The sequence below is a fragment of the Gordonia sp. J1A genome, from assembly GCF_055393515.1.
The window spans coordinates 633,336-649,944 of record NZ_AP041607.1; the positions used below are offsets into that span (position 1 = coordinate 633,336).

The 16,609-nt window shown below is 68.7% G+C and carries 13 protein-coding genes; 6 read left to right on the plus strand and 7 right to left on the minus strand.

What is annotated here, in order from left to right:
* Positions 1–142: 142 nt before the first annotated feature.
* The 3 genes from ACZ5QD_RS02915 to ACZ5QD_RS02925 are packed head-to-tail and all read left to right on the plus strand — an operon-like array spanning position 143 to position 5,362.
* Positions 143–2,416 (plus strand): glycerol-3-phosphate 1-O-acyltransferase, encoded by a 2,274-nt coding sequence (locus ACZ5QD_RS02915; protein WP_006896549.1) that lies wholly within the window; start codon positions 143–145, stop codon positions 2,414–2,416.
* The gene (locus tag ACZ5QD_RS02920; RefSeq protein ID WP_006896550.1) at positions 2,413–3,921 is read left to right on the plus strand and encodes an HAD-IB family hydrolase; all 1,509 of its coding nucleotides are present in this window, start codon (positions 2,413–2,415) and stop codon (positions 3,919–3,921) included. Before ACZ5QD_RS02915 ends, ACZ5QD_RS02920 begins: the two co-directional genes overlap by 4 nt.
* A complete protein-coding gene (locus tag ACZ5QD_RS02925) occupies positions 3,911–5,362 on the plus strand; it encodes a wax ester/triacylglycerol synthase domain-containing protein (protein WP_414735743.1) in 1,452 nt (483 codons plus the stop codon). Before ACZ5QD_RS02920 ends, ACZ5QD_RS02925 begins: the two co-directional genes overlap by 11 nt.
* A 4-nt stretch (positions 5,363–5,366) precedes the next feature.
* Here the strand turns inward: ACZ5QD_RS02925 and ACZ5QD_RS02930 are convergent, their stop codons facing one another.
* A complete protein-coding gene (locus tag ACZ5QD_RS02930) occupies positions 5,367–6,077 on the minus strand; it encodes a DUF4352 domain-containing protein (RefSeq protein ID WP_045538977.1) in 711 nt (236 codons plus the stop codon).
* A 213-nt stretch (positions 6,078–6,290) separates the two neighbouring features.
* The gene (gene allB / locus ACZ5QD_RS02935; RefSeq protein ID WP_045538989.1) at positions 6,291–7,682 is read right to left on the minus strand and encodes an allantoinase AllB; all 1,392 of its coding nucleotides are present in this window, start codon (positions 7,680–7,682) and stop codon (positions 6,291–6,293) included.
* Between the two features lie 245 nt (positions 7,683–7,927).
* Between allB and ACZ5QD_RS02940 the strand changes: the two genes are divergently transcribed.
* Entirely contained in the window at positions 7,928–9,481 is a 1,554-nt protein-coding gene (locus ACZ5QD_RS02940) for an NCS1 family nucleobase:cation symporter-1 (RefSeq protein WP_045538979.1), read from the plus strand.
* 48 nt (positions 9,482–9,529) lie between these two features.
* Positions 9,530–10,252 (plus strand): aspartate/glutamate racemase family protein, encoded by a 723-nt coding sequence (locus ACZ5QD_RS02945; protein WP_045538981.1) that lies wholly within the window; start codon positions 9,530–9,532, stop codon positions 10,250–10,252.
* 89 nt (positions 10,253–10,341) lie between these two features.
* Here the strand turns inward: ACZ5QD_RS02945 and ACZ5QD_RS02950 are convergent, their stop codons facing one another.
* Both ACZ5QD_RS02950 and ACZ5QD_RS02955 read right to left on the minus strand, forming a co-directional pair.
* Positions 10,342–11,166, minus strand: coding sequence for a bifunctional allantoicase/(S)-ureidoglycine aminohydrolase (locus ACZ5QD_RS02950; protein ID WP_006896556.1), 825 nt, complete (start codon positions 11,164–11,166; stop codon positions 10,342–10,344).
* 30 nt (positions 11,167–11,196) lie between these two features.
* Positions 11,197–12,477 carry a DUF6986 family protein gene (locus ACZ5QD_RS02955; protein WP_464367106.1) on the minus strand — a complete coding sequence of 427 codons (1,281 nt, stop codon included), beginning with the start codon at positions 12,475–12,477 and terminating at the stop codon, positions 11,197–11,199.
* A 159-nt stretch (positions 12,478–12,636) separates the two neighbouring features.
* Here ACZ5QD_RS02955 and ACZ5QD_RS02960 point away from each other — a divergent pair, with 159 nt between their 5' ends.
* Positions 12,637–13,413, plus strand: coding sequence for an IclR family transcriptional regulator (locus tag ACZ5QD_RS02960; protein WP_464367107.1), 777 nt, complete (start codon positions 12,637–12,639; stop codon positions 13,411–13,413).
* Between the two features lie 19 nt (positions 13,414–13,432).
* Here ACZ5QD_RS02960 and ACZ5QD_RS02965 read toward each other — a convergent pair whose 3' ends face one another.
* The 3 genes from ACZ5QD_RS02965 to ACZ5QD_RS02975 form a co-directional block, all read right to left on the minus strand.
* On the minus strand, positions 13,433–14,200 hold the full coding sequence (locus tag ACZ5QD_RS02965) for a YggS family pyridoxal phosphate-dependent enzyme (protein ID WP_464367108.1): 768 nt from the start codon (positions 14,198–14,200) through the stop codon (positions 13,433–13,435).
* A gap of 54 nt (positions 14,201–14,254) precedes the next feature.
* Positions 14,255–15,223 carry an acyl-CoA thioesterase gene (locus ACZ5QD_RS02970; protein WP_464367109.1) on the minus strand — a complete coding sequence of 323 codons (969 nt, stop codon included), beginning with the start codon at positions 15,221–15,223 and terminating at the stop codon, positions 14,255–14,257.
* 122 nt (positions 15,224–15,345) lie between these two features.
* Positions 15,346–16,554: an acetyl-CoA C-acetyltransferase gene (locus ACZ5QD_RS02975; RefSeq protein ID WP_464367110.1), complete on the minus strand. Its 1,209-nt coding sequence runs from the start codon at positions 16,552–16,554 to the stop codon at positions 15,346–15,348.
* Positions 16,555–16,609 lie beyond the last annotated feature (55 nt).

Here is a 16,609-nt window from a genome sequence, read left to right on the forward strand (position 1 = left end):
CGGCGGGAGTGTTTGGTGCCGGCTCGACCGGAATACCGAACGGCATCGAATACCGCCCCGGACCGATCCGCGATCGGCGACAATTCAGTTCCCGCCGGAACTCAGCCGTGTCCGGGGGCAGATCGTCGGACGAGGAGATTCGGTGAGCGCGATCGTACTGGCGCAGGTGCGGACCGGAGTGGAGCAGGAGATCCTCGACGAGTGGGCGGCGAAGCATCATCCGGGTGTCGGCGTGGTCAGGCTCGAGGACGTCGACGTGGCCGCTCTCGATCCGGACACCACCCTGATTCCGGCGCGCGTGGTGTGGTTGCCGCCGGTGCGTCGCGGTGAACGCAAGGTCGCGTTGGCCGACGCGATCGTGCTCTCGAATCCGCGGCGCCCACCGGCCTTCCGGCAGGCGGCCATCCGCAGGCACGGACCGGATCGGGTCCGCGTGGTGCAGGGCGTCCCCGCCACAGTGGCCGAACTCGGCGCTCGCTACGACGAGCGGCAGGCCGAGGGGACGTCGTTCGCAGGCTTCGTCGGCATGCAGGCCGCGATCTCGGCCGAGCGCGCGGAACTCGAACTCGTCGGAACCCGGTACAAGGTGCCGCGACTGGTGGCCGAGCAGATCAGCTCGTCGGCCAGATTCCAGGCCGCGGCCGCCGAACTCGCGGCCGAACTCGGGCGGTCCGCCGCATCGGTGGCGCAGGAGGCCACCGACAAGATGAGCGCCTTCGTCGCAACCCAGAGCAGACTGGTCCGCGACGTCTTCACCTCCACTTTCAGCGGACTTTACGAGCGCGCATGGTCGGTGTCGGCGGATCTGGACACCCTCGGACGTCTGCGCTCGGTCAACAAGTCGAGTTCGCTGGTGTTCCTGCCCTCGCACCGGTCGTACGTCGACTCGCTGATCCTGGCCAGTGTGCTGCATCAGCACGACTTTCCGCCGAACCTCGTGCTCGGGGGTGAGAACCTGGCGTTCTGGCCGATGGGACCGATCGCCCGCCGCGCGGGCACCGTGTTCATCCGGCGCAAGTTCGGCGCCGACCCGGTCTACAAGCTGGCGATGCGCTCGTACCTCTCCTTCATCGTCGAGAAGCGCTTCAATCTGGAGTGGTACATCGAGGGCGGCCGAAGCCGGACCGGCAAGCTGCGGCCGCCGATGCTCGGTCTGCTCGCCTACGTCGCGGACGCTGTGGAGGCGCTCGACGCCGCGGACGTGGTGGTGGTGCCGACCTCGATCGTCTACGACCAGCTTCCGGAGATCGCCGCCATGGCGAAGGAGTCGGCCGGGGGCACCAAGAGTCCCGAGGACCTCAAGTGGCTGCTCAAGTACGCTCGCGCCCAGCGGACGTATCGCGGCGAGGCCCGCGTCCGGTTCGGTGAACCGTTCTCGCTCCGCGAAGCGCTGGCCGAGGCGGGGACCGGGCGGGCACGCCTGGAGAAGGTCGCGTTCAAGGTCATGGACGAGATCAACGCCGCGACTCCGATCTCGGCGACGTCTCTGGCCGGGTTCGCATTGCTCGGCGCCGCGGACCGGGCGTACACGGCGCGGGAGATCGAGGTGATTCTGGCGCCGTTGCTGACCTACATCGACACCCGCGGCCTGCCCGGCCCCGACCCGTCGCTGTGCCGCGGGCTCGGGCTGCTCACCACGCTCCGCGAACTCACCGACGCCGGTGTCCTCGAGACCTTCGACGGCGGCCCGGAGCAGGTGTGGTCCATCGCCCCCGACAATCATGCGGTCGCCGCCTACTACCGCAACGGCGCGCTGCACCACTTCGTCGGCCGGGCGATCGTCGAACTGGGGATGCTCGCCGTGTCGGCGGGCGACGTGGTGGAGGGAGGCCCGGCGCCCGACGCGCAGGCCGGCGCCGACGAGGGGCTGCTCGCTCCCGCGCAGCAGGAGGTGCTCCGCATCCGCGATCTGCTCAAGTTCGAGTTCTTCTTCCCCGCCAAGCAGGAGTTCCTCCATCGGCTCGGAGCCGAGATGGATCTGCTCGCTCCCGGTTGGCGGACCGACCGGCGGACCAAGGAATGGGTGCATGCGGCGCTGCTGGCGAGCGCGGGGCAACTGTTCGCCCGCCGCACGCTGCAGACCTTCTTCGACGCGCAGCTGGTGGTGGCGACCCGGCTGGTCGCCCTCGGATCCGAGGAACTCGACAAGGAGGAGGTGTTGACCGAGTGTCTGGGCCTGGGCCGCCAGTTGTCGTTGCAGGGCGTGGTGCACAGCAAGGACTCGGTGTCCCGGGAACTGTACGACGGCGCGTACCGGCTGGCCGACAACCGTGGCGCGGTGCACGGTGATTCGGCGAGCGAGGTGGCCTCCCGCCGCAGAGCCTGGCTCGACGAGGTGGAGGAGATGCGGTGCAGGCTCGCCCGGATCGCCGAGATCGAAGCGGCGCAGGCCGCAGCGCGGGAGGCGGACGCATGAGTGCGCTGGCGGAGCGGCTGCGGGCGATCCGGTCCGCGCCCGAGGGCGGGCGGGTCTGTGCCTTCTTCGACTACGACGGAACGCTGATCGAGGGGTTCTCGGCCACGGCGATCCTGCGGGCGCGTCTGCGCAGCCTCGAGTTCACGCCCGGCGAACTCCTCGACGGACTGATGATCGCCCTGCGCGGCTGCTCGTCGGAGCAGGACTTCGCCGAGGTGCTCGAAGCCACGCGGCCGGCGTTCGCGGGCAAGACCTACGCCGAGTTGCTGGCGATGGGCGAGCGGCTGTTCAAAGAGGACACGGCCTCCAAGCTGCGGCCGCAGATGTGGCAGATCATTCGCGCGCACCGGTCCAAGGGACACCGCATCGTGATCGCGTCCTCGGCCACGCGCTTTCAGATCGAGCCCATCGCCCGGCAGATCGATGCCGACGACGCGCTCGCGACCGACGTCGAGGTGATCGATGGGATCGCGACCGGCAAGATCCTCGGCAGACCTCTGTGGGGCCCCGGCAAGGCCGCCGCGGTGCGGCGCCTGGCCGCCGAGCACGATCTGGACCTGGCGTCGTCGTTCGCCTACAGCGACGGAAACGAGGATGTGCCCTATCTGGAGGCGGTAGGACATCCGGCGGCGGTGTCGCCCCAGCGGGGGCTGCGGGCGGTCGCCGAATCGCGTGGCTGGCCGATCCTGGAACTGCGGAATCCGTCGCACAACAGGCTCGGCATGCTCGCCCGCACCAGTGCCTTCTACGGCTCGTTTCTCGGCGGCGCCGCCGTCGGATTCGCCAGGGGAGTGCTCAGCGACGACGGCACGCAGGTGATGCAGAAGGCTGTCTCGTCGGGGATCGACACCGGTTTCGCACTCGCCGGGGTCCGGGTGGACGTCCTCGACGGAGGCGGCTATCTGCAGTCGGCTCGACCGTGCGTCTTCGTGTTCAACCACCAGTCCAAGCTCGATCTCCCGGTGATGATCCATCTCATCCGCGGCCAGGCCACGGGGGTGGCGAAGAAGGAGATCCGCGACCTGCCGCTGTTCGGCAGAATCCTGGAGGTCGGGGGTGTGGCGTTCATCGACCGCGCCGACGCCGGCCGGGCGATCGAACAGTTGGAACCGGTGGTCCGGAAGGTGGTCGACGAGGGGTTCTCGCTCGTCGTGGCCCCGGAGGGGACGAGGTCGGCGACGCCGCGGATCGGTGAGTTCAAGAAGGGACCGTTCCACATCGCCATGCAGGCCGGCGTGCCGGTGGTGCCGGTGGTCTTGCGCAACGCGGGCGAGCTGATGTGGCGCGGAGCGCAGTTGATCAAACCCGGCACGGTCGAGGTCCGAGTGCTGCCGCCGGTCGACACCTCCTCGTGGGTGCCCGAGAAGGTCGGCGAGTACGCGAGCCAGGTGCGACAGCAGTTCCTGGACGCGCTGGCCGACTGGCCGGTCACCGCGTTCGACGACGGCCGGATGACCAGGACGATGGGAGTCTTCGAGTGGCAGGAGTCCGAAGGTGACGAGTGATTCCGGCGCACCGCGCGAGCCGGTGGTGGACCGGCCTCTTGCATGGGGCACCGAACCGGAGATGAGTGCGGTCGACACGGTCATGTGGCGCGGCGACGCCGACCGCCGGTTGCGGTCGACGATCTCGATGCTCGAGGTCTACGACTGTGAACCGGATTGGGATCGGCTCGTGGCGGCGCACGACTGGGGAAGCCGGATGGCGCCGCGGTTCCGTCAGCGAGTGATCGAATCGCCGCTGCGCACCGGCACCCCGAGTTGGGAGGTGGACCCCGACTTCGACTTGCACTACCACCTGCGGCGCGTCCGGGTGGCCGGCGACGGATCGATGCGCGAGGTCCTCACCCTCTGCGAACAGCTCGCGATGACACCGCTCGACTCGGCTCGACCGCCGTGGGAGGGCTACCTCATCGACGGGCTGGCCGACGGCAAGACCGCGTACTTCTTCAAGGCGCATCATGCTCTCACCGACGGACTCGGTGCGATTCTCGTTCTCGCGCAGCTGCATTCCACCAGCCGCGAGCCGATACCGGGCAAGCCGCAGCCGCCCGCCCCCGCACCCGGGGATCTGTCGTCTCTCGACGTGCTGAGCCGCCAGATCGGGGAGGAGATCCGCCGGCTGCCGAAACTGGCCGGACTCGCCGTCGCCGGAGTCCGGGCGATCGGTGATCCCAAGCGGACCCTGCGCCGCGTGCTTCGGTACGGCCGATCGGTTCCGAGAGTCGCCGGAATGATCAGTCCGCCCGGATCACCGCTGCTGGCCGCTCGCAGCCTCTCGTGGCGGTTCAGTGCGTTCGAGGTGGACTTCGCCGCGCTGCGCGCCGTGAGTTCGGCGACCGGCGCGTCGATCAACGACGTCTACCTCGGCGGCCTGATCGGCGGCTTCCGGCGGTACCACGAGAGGATGGGGACGGTGGTCGACACGATTCCCGTCGCGATCCCCATCTCGGTCCGTGAACCCGGCGATCCCGATGGCGGAAACCGGATCGCCGTCGGGCGGCTCGCGGGACCGATCGGGATCGACGACCCGTTCGAGCGTGTGCTGACCATCCGGGAGCAGGTCCGCGCGGCGCGCGCCGAGCCCGCGGTCGACATCCTCAACACCATCGGGCCGGTGGCGGCTTGGCTGCCCGGCCCGCTGCTGGCGCAGTTCAGCGGCACCACGTCGCAGAACGATCTGCAGGCCAGCAATGTGCCGGGGATTCCGTGGGAGACGTTCGTCGCCGGCGCCCGCGTGGAGCGGATGTTCCCCTTCGGCCCGCTGCCCGGCTGCGCGGTGATGGCCACGATGATCACGCACAACGGCACGGCGTGCCTCGGCCTGAACTTCGACGCCGCCGCCGTCACCGAGCCGGAATTATTCGCCGAGTGCGTCGTCGACGGCTTCAACGAGGTGCTGGACCTGGGCGATGACCCGGGTGACCGCCTGAAGCGTGTGGTGTAGGCGGTTAGGCCAGATCCACCGAGGCTCCATTCGAGAACATCGAATCGTGCAGTTCCACGGCTGCGGGAACAGCGCCCTTCGGCATATCGAATACGAGCTTGACGTCGACTGCGTTGCCCGGGTTGATGTTGTCCCAGACGGTGATGTCCGACCCGCCGAGCGCGATCTGCGCTGTCGTGTCGGGCTCGAATGTCCGGTCTTCGGAGTCGATCAGCTTCTGGGCGGTCGGAGAGAAGGACTGGGGCTTCTTCCCGATGTTCTTCACTGTGACCGACAGGATGACGAACTGCCCTTGAGCCTGCTCGGTGAGGTAGGGATTGTCACCCACAGAGGGCACGCCCTTCTCGACACCGGTGACAGTGAACTCGAACTTGCCATCCCGGACGGGAGTGTTGAGCCCCGCGTCCTTCGACTTCTTGTCAGACTTCTCGTTCGTTTCATCGTCTGGGACAGCGGTCGCTGTGTCGGCTCGCTGGGAAACGGTCGCCGCGCTCTTCGCAGTCTTGTCAGTGGACTTGTCGTCGTCGCCGCCGCTCATCGCCGCCGCGATGATCACCACTACGACGACGATGCCGACGATCCATGGCCACTTCTTGCGCTGCTTGGCCGGCGGCACGGGCGGTTGCATCCCTGGGCCGACGGGTGGATGGCCATACTGTGGATGGCCATACTGCGGGTAGGGGCCATTCGGTGGAAGGGGTGGCTGGTTGGTCATCGTGCTCCTGAATGTGCGTGTGCGCAATGCGCGGAAACCGTACGAATCTTAGGAGTCGGCAATGTCTTGTTCGGGGATATCAGCGAGCCCGGTGGACGATTAGACCGATCAGCCGACAAGCGTTTGGAAGTTCGCTGTGCCACAACGCACTTCGCCGGCGAGGTGGTGCCTCGCCGGCGAAGTCGTTTTCCGTTGTCTGACCAGGTGATGGGATCAGACGTCTCCGCGGCGAAGCATCCGGCCGCGGGGGTTCTCGAAGTCGACCTTCTGACCGCGAAGCCAGGTGCCCGTGACGACGCCGGCCAGGGCGCGGCCGTCGTACGGACTGATCGGGTTCTTGTGATGCAGGTTGCGGACGTCGACCACCTGCGCCGAATCGGGCTCGAAGATCGCGAAGTCGGCGTCGCAGCCGAGGGCGATGCGGCCCTTGTTGGTCAGCCCGGCCAGAGCCGCGGGCTTGGCCGACATCCATTCCATCACCTGCGGCAGATCGATGCCGCGGCGCTTGGCCTCGGTCCAGATCAGCGACAGTCCCAGCTGCAGTGATGCGACGCCGCCCCAGGCGACGCCGAAGTCGCCGCCCTCGACGTCTTTGAGGTCGACCGTCGACGGCGAGTGGTCGGACACGATGCAGTCGATGGTGCCGTCGAGCAGCCCCTGCCAGAGCAGCTCTCGGTTCGACGCCTCGCGGATCGGCGGACAGCATTTGTACGCGGTGGCGCCGTTGGGGATCTCCTCGGCGAGCAGCGTCAGGTAGTGCGGACACGTCTCGACGGTGAGCTTGACGCCGTCGCGGCGCGCCGAGGCGATCATCGGCAGTGCGTCCGAGGACGACAGGTGCAGGATGTGCGCGCGGGCGCCGGTCCAGCGGGCGCGCTCGATCACCTCGGCGACCGCCACGTTCTCTGCGCCGCGCGGGCGGGAGGCCAGGAAGTTCGCGTACTGGTTGCCCTCCGCGGTGGGCGCGTGGTCGATCGCCCGCGAGTCCTCGGCGTGAACGATCATCAGGGAGTCGTACTTCGCCAGCTCCGCCATATCCGCTTCCATCTCGTCGGCGGTGAGATGCGGGAACTCGTCGACGCCCGAGTGCAGCAGGAAGCACTTGAAACCGAAGACGCCCTCGTCGTGCAGCCCGCGGAGGTCGCCCTCGTTGCCGGGAATGGCGCCGCCCCAGAAGCCGACGTCGATGTAGGTCTTGCCCGCGGCTGCCCGCCGCTTGATGTTGAGCGCCTCGACCGTGACGGTGGACGGAATCGAGTTCAGCGGCATGTCGATCAGCGTGGTGACGCCGCCCGCGGCCGCCGCCTTGGTGGCGGACTCGAAGCCCTCCCATTCGGTGCGACCCGGCTCGTTCACGTGCACGTGGGTGTCGACCAGCCCCGGAATCATCACTTGATTCGACGCGAGTTCGATGACCTCGGCACCCTGCAGGCCGCTGCCGAGCGGCTCGATCGCGGTGACGCGGCCGTCGCGGATGCCGATCTCGCGGGCCACGATCCCCGCCGTCGTCAACATCTGCTCGCCGCGCAGGACCAGATCGAACGCGGTCGCGGGCTCGGCGGACACGGACTGCGCCGTCTCGTTGCTCTCCGGGCTGGTACTCATGTGCGGCTGCTCCTCCACGTGGTCGCCGGACAGATCTGTCGAGGAGAGAATACCGCAGAGTAATTCCTCATGGTGGAATCACATCGTCGTTTTTTGGAACGGCGCCCAGCGGGCGTGCGACGTGCTCGGGGGTTGACATCTGACCGAGCGGTAGGCGTAAATATTCAAAACCACGGAATCTTAATTCCACACAGTGGAATCAGCGGTTGGCGGCAAGGTCCTCCGCGACGAGTGAAAGTCCTGCCATGAGCACCGAATCATCCGGAGTGATCGAGGACGCCGGCCCCGCCGGCCGCACTGAGTCCGCGGTGTCGTTCGACGACGTCGCCGTGCGGACCGAGCAGGGACTGCCGGAATGCGTGAGTCCCGCCCTCTACAACGCCGATCTGGCTCCGACCAAGCGGGCCGGACGACGATGGAGCGCGTACAACATCTTCACGCTGTGGGCCAACGACGTGCACAGCCTCGGCAACTACGCGTTCGCGATCGGCCTGTTCGCGCTCGGCCTGGGCGGATGGCAGATCCTGCTGGCCCTCGGCCTCGGCGGACTGTTCCTGTTCCTGCTCCTGAATCTCTCGGGATTCATGGGCGAGAAGACCGGCGTCCCGTTCCCGGTGATGAGCCGGATCTCGTTCGGCATCCGTGGTGCGCAGATCCCCGCCCTCATCCGCGGCGCCGTCGCCATCGCCTGGTTCGGCATCCAGACCTTCCTCGCGTCGGTGGTGCTGCGCATCCTGATCGTCGCGCTGATCCCGTCGGCCCAGAACCTCGATGCGAACAGTTTCCTCGGACTCTCCACCCTCGGCTGGATCTCGTTCGTCTCGCTGTGGGTGATCCAGCTGGTGATCGTCAGCTACGGCATGGAGATGATTCGCCGGTACGAGGCCTTCGCCGGACCCGTCATTCTCATCACCATGATCGCGCTGGCCGTCTGGATGCTCGGCCAGGCCGACTGGACCATCGCGTGGACGACGCCGGACTCGCTCACCGGCGGTGAGATGTGGGCCAAGATCGTCGGCGGCGCCAGCCTCTGGGTGGCGATCTACGGCACGTTCGTCCTCAACTTCTGCGACTTCACCCGCAACGCGAAGTCGAAGGGCTCCATCGTGCGGGGCAACTTCTTCGGCATTCCGCTGAACATGCTGCTCTTCGGCGGCATCGTCATCACCCTCGCCGGCGCGCAGTTCCGGATCGACGGCCGGGTCATCGAATCGCCGGCCGACATCGTCCAGGCCGTGCCGAACACGTTCCTGCTGGTGCTCGCCTGCCTCGCGCTGCTGATCCTGACGGTCGCGGTCAACATGATGGCGAACTTCGTCGCACCGATCTACGCGCTGAGCAATCTGTTCCCCAAGACGCTGAACTTCCAGCGCGCGGCGCTGGTCTCCGCGGTCATCGGTCTGGTGATCCTGCCGTGGAACCTCTACAACTCGCCCGCGGTCATCAATTACTTCCTCGGCGGACTCGGTGCCGTGCTCGGCCCGCTGTTCGGCATCGTGATGGCCGACTACTGGCTGGTCCGGCGATCGCGGGTCAATGTTCCCGAGCTGTTCACCGAGGACCCCGACGGCGCCTACCACTACCGGGGCGGCGTCAACCCCCGCGCGGTGATCGCACTGATCCCGACGGCGGCGTTCGCTCTCGTCCTGGCTTTCGTGCCCGCCTTCGAAGTGGTCTCGGAGTACTCGTGGTTCATCGGGGCCGCCGTCGGTGCGATCCTCTATCTGCTCGTCGCCGATCGCAAGGGACCGTTCGCCGACGTCTCCGGCGAGGCCATCGCCGTCGCCAGCACGCACTGACGTCCGGCACGCCCCATTCCCGTCCATTCCCCCCGAAGGAGCGAATCCGTGCGGATCCTCGTCGCCAACGTCAACACCACGCAGTCCATGACCGACGCGATCGCGGAGTCGGCCCGGGCCGTCGCCGCGCGCGGGACCGAGATCGTCGGCATCACTCCGCGCTTCGGCGCGGACTCCTGCGAGGGCAACTTCGAGTCGTACCTCGCCGCTATCGCCGTCATGGATGCGATCACGTCCTATCCCGAGCCCTTCGACGCCGTCATCCAGGCCGGCTACGGCGAACACGGCCGAGAGGGACTCCAGGAATTGCTCGACGTGCCCGTCGTCGACATCACCGAGGCGGCCGCCTCGACGGCCATGTACCTCGGTCACAAGTACTCGGTCGTCACGACGCTCGACCGCACCGTTCCGCTGATCGAGGACCGACTGCGCCTCGCCGGTCTCGCGACGCGCTGCGCGTCGGTGCGGGCGTCCGGCCTCGGCGTCCTCGAATTGGAGTCCGACCCGGAGCGTGCCGTGGAGGCGATCGTCGCGCAGGCGCGCGAAGCGGTCGAGCGCGATCACGCCGAGGTGATCTGCCTCGGCTGCGGCGGAATGGCCGAGCTCGAGGAGAAGGTCAGGGTCGCGACCGGCGTTCCCATCGTCGACGGCGTGCGTTCGGCGGTCACCGTCGCCGAGGGGCTCGTCCGCATGGGACTGTCGACCTCCAAGGTGCGCACGTACGCACCGCCGCGTGAGAAGAAGGTCGTGGGCTGGCCGTTCGAGATCTGATCCGCCGACCACCGAAGCATGGAACCGCCCGGCACGCGGTGGGGGAGCTCGCGTACCGGGCGGAGTGCGGGGAGACGATCTGCCTGAAGTCAGAGCAGGATCTGGCGGTTGACGTCCTTGTAGAGCAGATACCGGAAGTTCGACGGCCCACCGGCGTAGCAGGCCTGCGGGCAGAACGCGCGCAGGGAGAGGTAGTCGCCCTCCTGCACCTCCACCCAGTCGCCGTTGAGGTGGTAGACGGCCTTGCCTTCCAGCATCAGGAGTCCGTGCTCCATGACGTGCGTCTCGGCGAAGGGGATGGTGGCGCCGGGCTCGAAGGTCACGACGTTGACATGCATGTCGTAGGCGAGGTCCTGCGGATCGAGCATGCGGGTGGTGCGCCATTTGCCGTCGGTGCCGGGCATCGCGGACGGTTCGATGTCCCGCTCGTTCCCGAAGCGGACCGACGGCGCATGGCCGTCGACGGGCTGATAACGCTTGCGGATCCAGACGAAGGTCGCGTCGGCGTCTGCGTCGTTGCGTGCCGACCACGCCGTGCCCGCGGGGAGGTAGGCGAACCCGCCCTCGGTGAGCGTCTGCGCATGTCCGTCGGCGACCACCGACAGCGCGCCGGAGGTGACGAACAGGAAACCCTCCACCTCGGGCTGCGGCTCGGGCCGGTCGGCGCCTCCACCGGGCTGGACCTCCATGATGGCCTGGAAGAACGTGGTGGAACCGCCGGCGACCGGCCGATTCAGGATCCAGCCGCGCGTGCGGGTCCACTCGGGGAAGACCGACGTGACGATGTCGGAGAGGACACCGCGGGGGATCACCGTGTACGCCTCGGTGACCACGGCCCGATCCGTGAGCAGCGCGGTCTGCGGCGGCAGGCCGCCGCGGGGAGTGTAGTACGACGCTTTCTGCGGTGGGGTCACGACGTCTCCTCTGTGGGGTGTGAGTTCGGTTCAGGCGAGCGGAGTGGTGATGCGACCGAGGGCGACGGCCCGGACCGTCTCCATCGGGAGGTCGGTGGCGGCTTCCACATCGTCGGCGGGGAGTGCGCCGCAGACGGCGCCGCGGTCGATGAAACCGGCGAGTGCGCGGGCCGTGGCCGGCTCGTCGAGAATCCCGGAGTCGATGCGGTGCATGTAGTTCCGCAGACGCGCGGCGGCGGGAGCGAAGCCGTCGCGGTAGAAGGCGTAGGTGGCCAGGAAACGGGTCACGAGCTGGTTCGGGTGCAGATCCCACCCCTGGTAGATGCCGCGCTCCAGGTGGCGGCGGACGAGTCGGGCGTGCAGCCGCCAGGCCGCCGCCCGCTCCCGGTCGTCGCCGACGGGCAGGACGTTGGTGGAACCGTCGGACAGGTGAACGCCGGTGCCGGCGACGGCCAGCTGCATGACGTTCTTGGCGTGGTCGGCCGCCGGGTGCTCCATCGATTGGTACGCCGCCGCGATGCCGAGCGACGCCGAGTAGTCGTAGGTGCCGTAGTGCAGTGAGCTGACCCGTCCGTCGCCCGCGTGGATCAGTCTCGCCACCGGAGCCGTGCCGTCGGGGCCCAGGACGGCCTGCGGCGTTTCCACCTGGACCTCGAACCGGATGCGTCGGGACGGGAGGCCGTGCGCCTGTTCCAGTGCTGCCGCGACCTGGACCATCGCCTCCACCTGGTCCACCGAGGTGACCTTCGGGAGCGTGAGGGTGAGGCCGTCGGGCAGCGGCCCTCCGGCCGCCAAGGCGCCGATGAAGGCGTCGAGCGTGCGCAGCCCGCGGCGCCGGACGGGAGCCTCGAAGCATTTGAAGCGGATGCCGATGAACGGCGGGAGCGCGTCGGAGTCGTTCGCGGAGCGCACCGCTGCGGCGGCGGATGCGACGTCGGCGTTCTCGGCGGCGTCACCGCGGTCGCCGTATCCGTCCTCGAAGTCGAGACGGAGGTCCTCGATGGGTTCGGACCTCAGTTTGGCCGCGACGAGATCGGCGAGCCGTTCCGGTGTGGACTCGGGCGCGGCGCCGAGGCCGATCATCGCCGCGACCGCGTCGAGGCCGCCGGCCGCGCGCGCGGCGTCCAGTGCGGCGGCGCCCCACTGTCGCGGGAGTTCGGGTGCGTAGCGGTCGGCGGGAACGTACACGGTGTGGACCGGCTGGCGTCGACCGTCGTCGCCGGGGTAGCGGCGCGCCAGGTCCTCGTCCGCCTCCGACAATCGGCTGTCGACGTCGGCCAGAAACGAGTCGCTGAGATAGCCGCTGGTCATTCACCCTCCCGGTCGGTCGAATGTGGAATTGCAATTCCGCATCGTGGAGTCTAGTGCGAACTGTGCACTTCACACAAGCGGACACGGATTGTGGAGACGCTTTGTGTTCCGCATGGTGGAAGATAGAGTTCTGGTGTCCCAGACCTGAGGAGCGAGACGGTGGCCGCAGCGGCAAGCGAGGGCAAGACGGGCGGCGTGCAGTCCGTCGAGCGCGCATTCGAATTGATGGAGTTGATCGGCCGAGCCGGCGGCGAGTGCTCGCTCAGCCACCTCTCCGGCGAGTCGCCGCTGCCTCCGCCGACCATCCACCGGCTGCTTCGCACGCTCGTCGGCATCGGATACGTCCGGCAGCTGCCGAACAAACGGTACGCGCTCGGACCTCGACTGATCCGCTTGGGCGAGGTCGCCAACCGGCAGCTCGGCGCGGTCGCGGATCCGGTGCTGGAGGCGCTGGTGGCCGAGCTGTCGGAGACCGCGAGCCTCGCGGTCCTCGACGGAGACATGGTCATCTACACCGCGCAGGTGCCGTCGCCGCACACCATGCGCACCAACAACGAGGTCGGACGACGGGTCAACCTGCACAATTCCGGGGTCGGCAAGGCGATCCTGGCAGAGCTCGACGACGCCCGGATCCTCAAGCTCGTGTCGCAGGCGGGCATGCCCGCGACCACGAAATACAGCGTCACCTCCCTCTCCGGCGTCTTCGCGGAGGTGGAACGGGTGCGCTCGAACGGCTACTCGGTGGACGAACAGGAGCAGGAACTCGGCGTCCGCTGCGTCGCGATGGCGGTTCCCGGGGCGCCGACCCCGATGGCCGTCGGGATCTCCGGTCCGACGTCGCGGATGGACGATGAACTGCAGGAGCGGGCGGTCCTCGCGCTCCGGCGGGCCACCGGCGTGATCTCGGAGGCGTTGATCGGCGCCAGGGAGGCCTGAGCGACGCGACCGGCCGCGGTCAGCCCGGCCAGTACATACTGTCCGGAGTCGCACGTGCGCCGAAGATCGCCTGGCCCACCCGGACACAGGTGGAGCCCTCTTCGACGGCGAGCTCGTAATCGCCCGACATGCCCATCGAGAGTCCGCCGTCGCCGAGGAGATCCGGGTCGACGTCGCGGGTCCAGTCGCGGAGGTCGCGCAGCAGCCGGAAGCACGAGCGCACCCGATCGGTGTCGTCGGAGAAGACCGCGAGCGTCATCAGCCCTCGAACGCGCAGGGCGGAGTAGTTCGGCAGCTGCCTGAGCAGCGCAGGCAGCTCGTCGGGCGCGAGCCCGTACTTGCTGTCCTCGCCCGAGGTGTTCACCTGCACGTACACGTCGAGGCCGCGGCCCGCGGCCTGCAGTCTGCGGTCGAGCGCCTCGGCCACGCGAAGGCTGTCGAGCGCCTGGAACTCGTCGGCGAAAGCGGCCACGTTCTTGGCCTTGTTGGTCTGCAGGTGCCCGATCACCGACCAGGAGACGTCGAGGTCGGCGAGGGCGCCGTGCTTGCGCTTGGCCTCCTGCACCTTGTTCTCGCCGAGGCGACGACAGCCGGCGGCGACGGCGTTGACGATCCGCTCCTCGGGCACCGTCTTCGACACCGGAAGGAGCTGCACCTGAGCCGGATCACGTCCGGCCCGACGCGCGGCGGCGTCGATCCGTGCCTGCACGGCGGCGATGTTGCGCCGGAAGTCCTCGACGGCGACGGCGGTGGTGTACTGACGGCTCTGCGCGGCGGATTCGGTCATGGCACCGATTATCCCGGGCCGGCACGGCACGGCGCGCCGGGCCTGCGCCAGGTGTCAGATCTCCACCATCCGGTGCTCGCGAGCCGGGCGCCGCTGGCCGCGGATCGCGATCAGTTCGCGGGCGTGTCGGTCGAGGGCGACGTCGCCGGGAAGCCTCGGCGTCCACGTCGGTGCCGGCGCGGCGTCACCGTCCGCGTCGAGCGCTGCCAGCACCGTCAGACCGTGGGCCGCGAGGCGACGCGTCTGCCGCCCGTCGCGCGGCCAGTGGGCGTGGACGTGCACCGAGACATGCATGGTCTGGCGGCCGGTGTGGATCAGACGCGCGCTGACCTCGACCACCTGTCCGATGCGGATCGGCTCGTAGAAGCGGACGCCGCCCATGTAGACGGTCACCGCTTCGCCGCCGCACCACCGCACCCCGCAGAGATACGCGGCGTCGTCGATCCAGCCCATCACCCGGCCGCCGTGGGTGTTGCCGCCCCAGTTGACGTCGGTGGGGGCGGCGAGGAAACGGGTGGAGGCCTCGGGTGCGGTCGACGGCGCGCCGTAGTCGGCCCCGGCCATCGCCGCGGTGATCCGATTGCGGACCTCGGTGCGTTCGGCGGCGTACGCTGCGCGGTCGAGGTCGTCGGGCAGGACGGGCCGCCATTGACGGACCGGTGTCGGCGTGCCGCCGTCGTCGACGGCGACGAACACCAGGATGCAGCGACTCGCCTCGGTGAACTCGCCGAGCCGCGGATCGGCCGAGGCCACCCGGCATTCGATGTGCATGCTCGATCGGCCGGTGAGGACGAGAGTGGCCGTCACCTCGACGATGTCGCCGGAATCGATGTCCCGCCCGAAGCTGATGTTCCCGACGTAGGCGGTCACGCTGTAGCCGCCGGACCAGGCCGCCGCGCACGCGTAGGCCGCCTTGTCGACCCATTCGAGGATCCGACCGCCGCGGACACCGCCGCCGAGGGTCGCGACATCGGTCGGGGCCGCCATGAAACGCAGGGTGATCTGCCGGTCGCTGAGGTGCATCGCCTTCTCCTGTTCGTGGATTCGGCAATGCTGGACCACGTGCCGAACGCACCGGCGAGCGGGGTGCCGATGCGAGAACTCCGTGATCCGCGGGTAACGCGGGCGACATCGGCCGGTAGCCCTCAGACGCGCTGGATGATCGCTGCGAGCCCCTGACCTCCGCCGATGCACATGGTGGCCAGACCGTACAGGGCGTCGCGGCGGCGCAGCTCGCGGGCGAGCGTGCCGAGCATCCGGGTCCCGGTGGCGCCGACGGGATGCCCCAGCGAGATGCCCGAACCGTGGACGTTGATCCGCGCGGTGTCGTCGGCTCCCAGACCCAGCTCGCGAGTGCAGGCGAGAGCCTGGGCGGCGAAGGCCTCGTTCAGTTCGATCAGATCCATATCGGCGAGGGACAGACCGGCGCGGGCGAGGGCGGCGCCGGTCGCGGGAACCGGTCCGATGCCCATGTACGCCGGGTCCACTCCGGCGACGGACCACGAGACCAGGCGTGCGATCGGCTCGAGACCCAGCTCCTGCGCCCGCTCGGGGTGCGTCACCAGACAGACCGCCGCCGCGTCGTTCTGCCCGCTGGCATTGCCCGCGGTGACCGTCGCGTCGGGGTCGGAGGCGGCCAGGATCGGCCGGAGCCGCCCGAGGGTCTCCATCGTCGTATCGGCACGGGGATGTTCGTCGGAGTCGACGACGATGTCGCCCTCCTTCGAGGGAACCGTGACGGGCACGATCTCCTCGGCGAACACGCCGGACCGCTGTGCCTCCACCGCTCGCCGATGCGATTCGACGGCGAGGGCGTCCTGGTCGGTGCGGGAGATCCCGTACCGCTCGCGGAGATTCTCAGCGGTCTCGAGCATGCCGCCGGGGACCGGGTGATGGCGCCCGCCCGCGGTCACACGCCCGCGCGCCAAGCCGTCGTGCAGCATCACACCAGGCCCGCGCACGCCCCAGCGCATGTCGGTGCTGTAGAAGGGGACGTTGCTCATCGACTCGGTTCCGCCGGCGACGGCCAGGCCGCACGCGCCGGTGGCCACCTGCATGGCGGCCATGATCACCGAGTACAGACCGGAACCGCAGCGGCGGTCCACCTGCGCGCCGGGCACCGTCACGGGCAGTCCGGCGTCGAGTGCGACCACGCGTCCGATGGCGGGGGCCTCGCTGGTGGGGTACACGTTGCCGAGCACCACGTCGTCGACGGCTTCCGGGTCCAGACCCGTGCGCTCGATCAATGCGCGGAGCGCGATCTCGCCCAGCCGGGCCGCCGACAGCGATCTGAGCGCACCGCCGTACCTGCCGATCGGAGTGCGGACGGGTTCACAGATGACGACATCACGCATATCGGCCAGCCTGTCACGCGGTCGCCTTGACAGAACGCCGAACTCCCCAAAAGAT

Bases quoted from the DNA above. Each gene is read 5' to 3' on its own strand.
- ACZ5QD_RS02975 (WP_464367110.1), bottom strand. From the start codon at position 16,554: ATGCGTGATGTCGTCATCTGTGAACCCGTCCGCACTCCGATCGGCAGG.
- allB (WP_045538989.1), bottom strand. From the start codon at position 7,682: ATGAGTACCAGCCCGGAGAGCAACGAGACGGCGCAGTCCGTGTCCGCC.
- ACZ5QD_RS02955 (WP_464367106.1), bottom strand. From the start codon at position 12,477: ATGACCAGCGGCTATCTCAGCGACTCGTTTCTGGCCGACGTCGACAGC.
- ACZ5QD_RS02920 (WP_006896550.1), top strand. From the start codon at position 2,413: ATGAGTGCGCTGGCGGAGCGGCTGCGGGCGATCCGGTCCGCGCCCGAG.
- ACZ5QD_RS02940 (WP_045538979.1), top strand. From the start codon at position 7,928: ATGAGCACCGAATCATCCGGAGTGATCGAGGACGCCGGCCCCGCCGGC.
- ACZ5QD_RS02965 (WP_464367108.1), bottom strand. From the start codon at position 14,200: ATGACCGAATCCGCCGCGCAGAGCCGTCAGTACACCACCGCCGTCGCC.
- ACZ5QD_RS02970 (WP_464367109.1), bottom strand. From the start codon at position 15,223: ATGCACCTCAGCGACCGGCAGATCACCCTGCGTTTCATGGCGGCCCCG.
- ACZ5QD_RS02930 (WP_045538977.1), bottom strand. From the start codon at position 6,077: ATGACCAACCAGCCACCCCTTCCACCGAATGGCCCCTACCCGCAGTAT.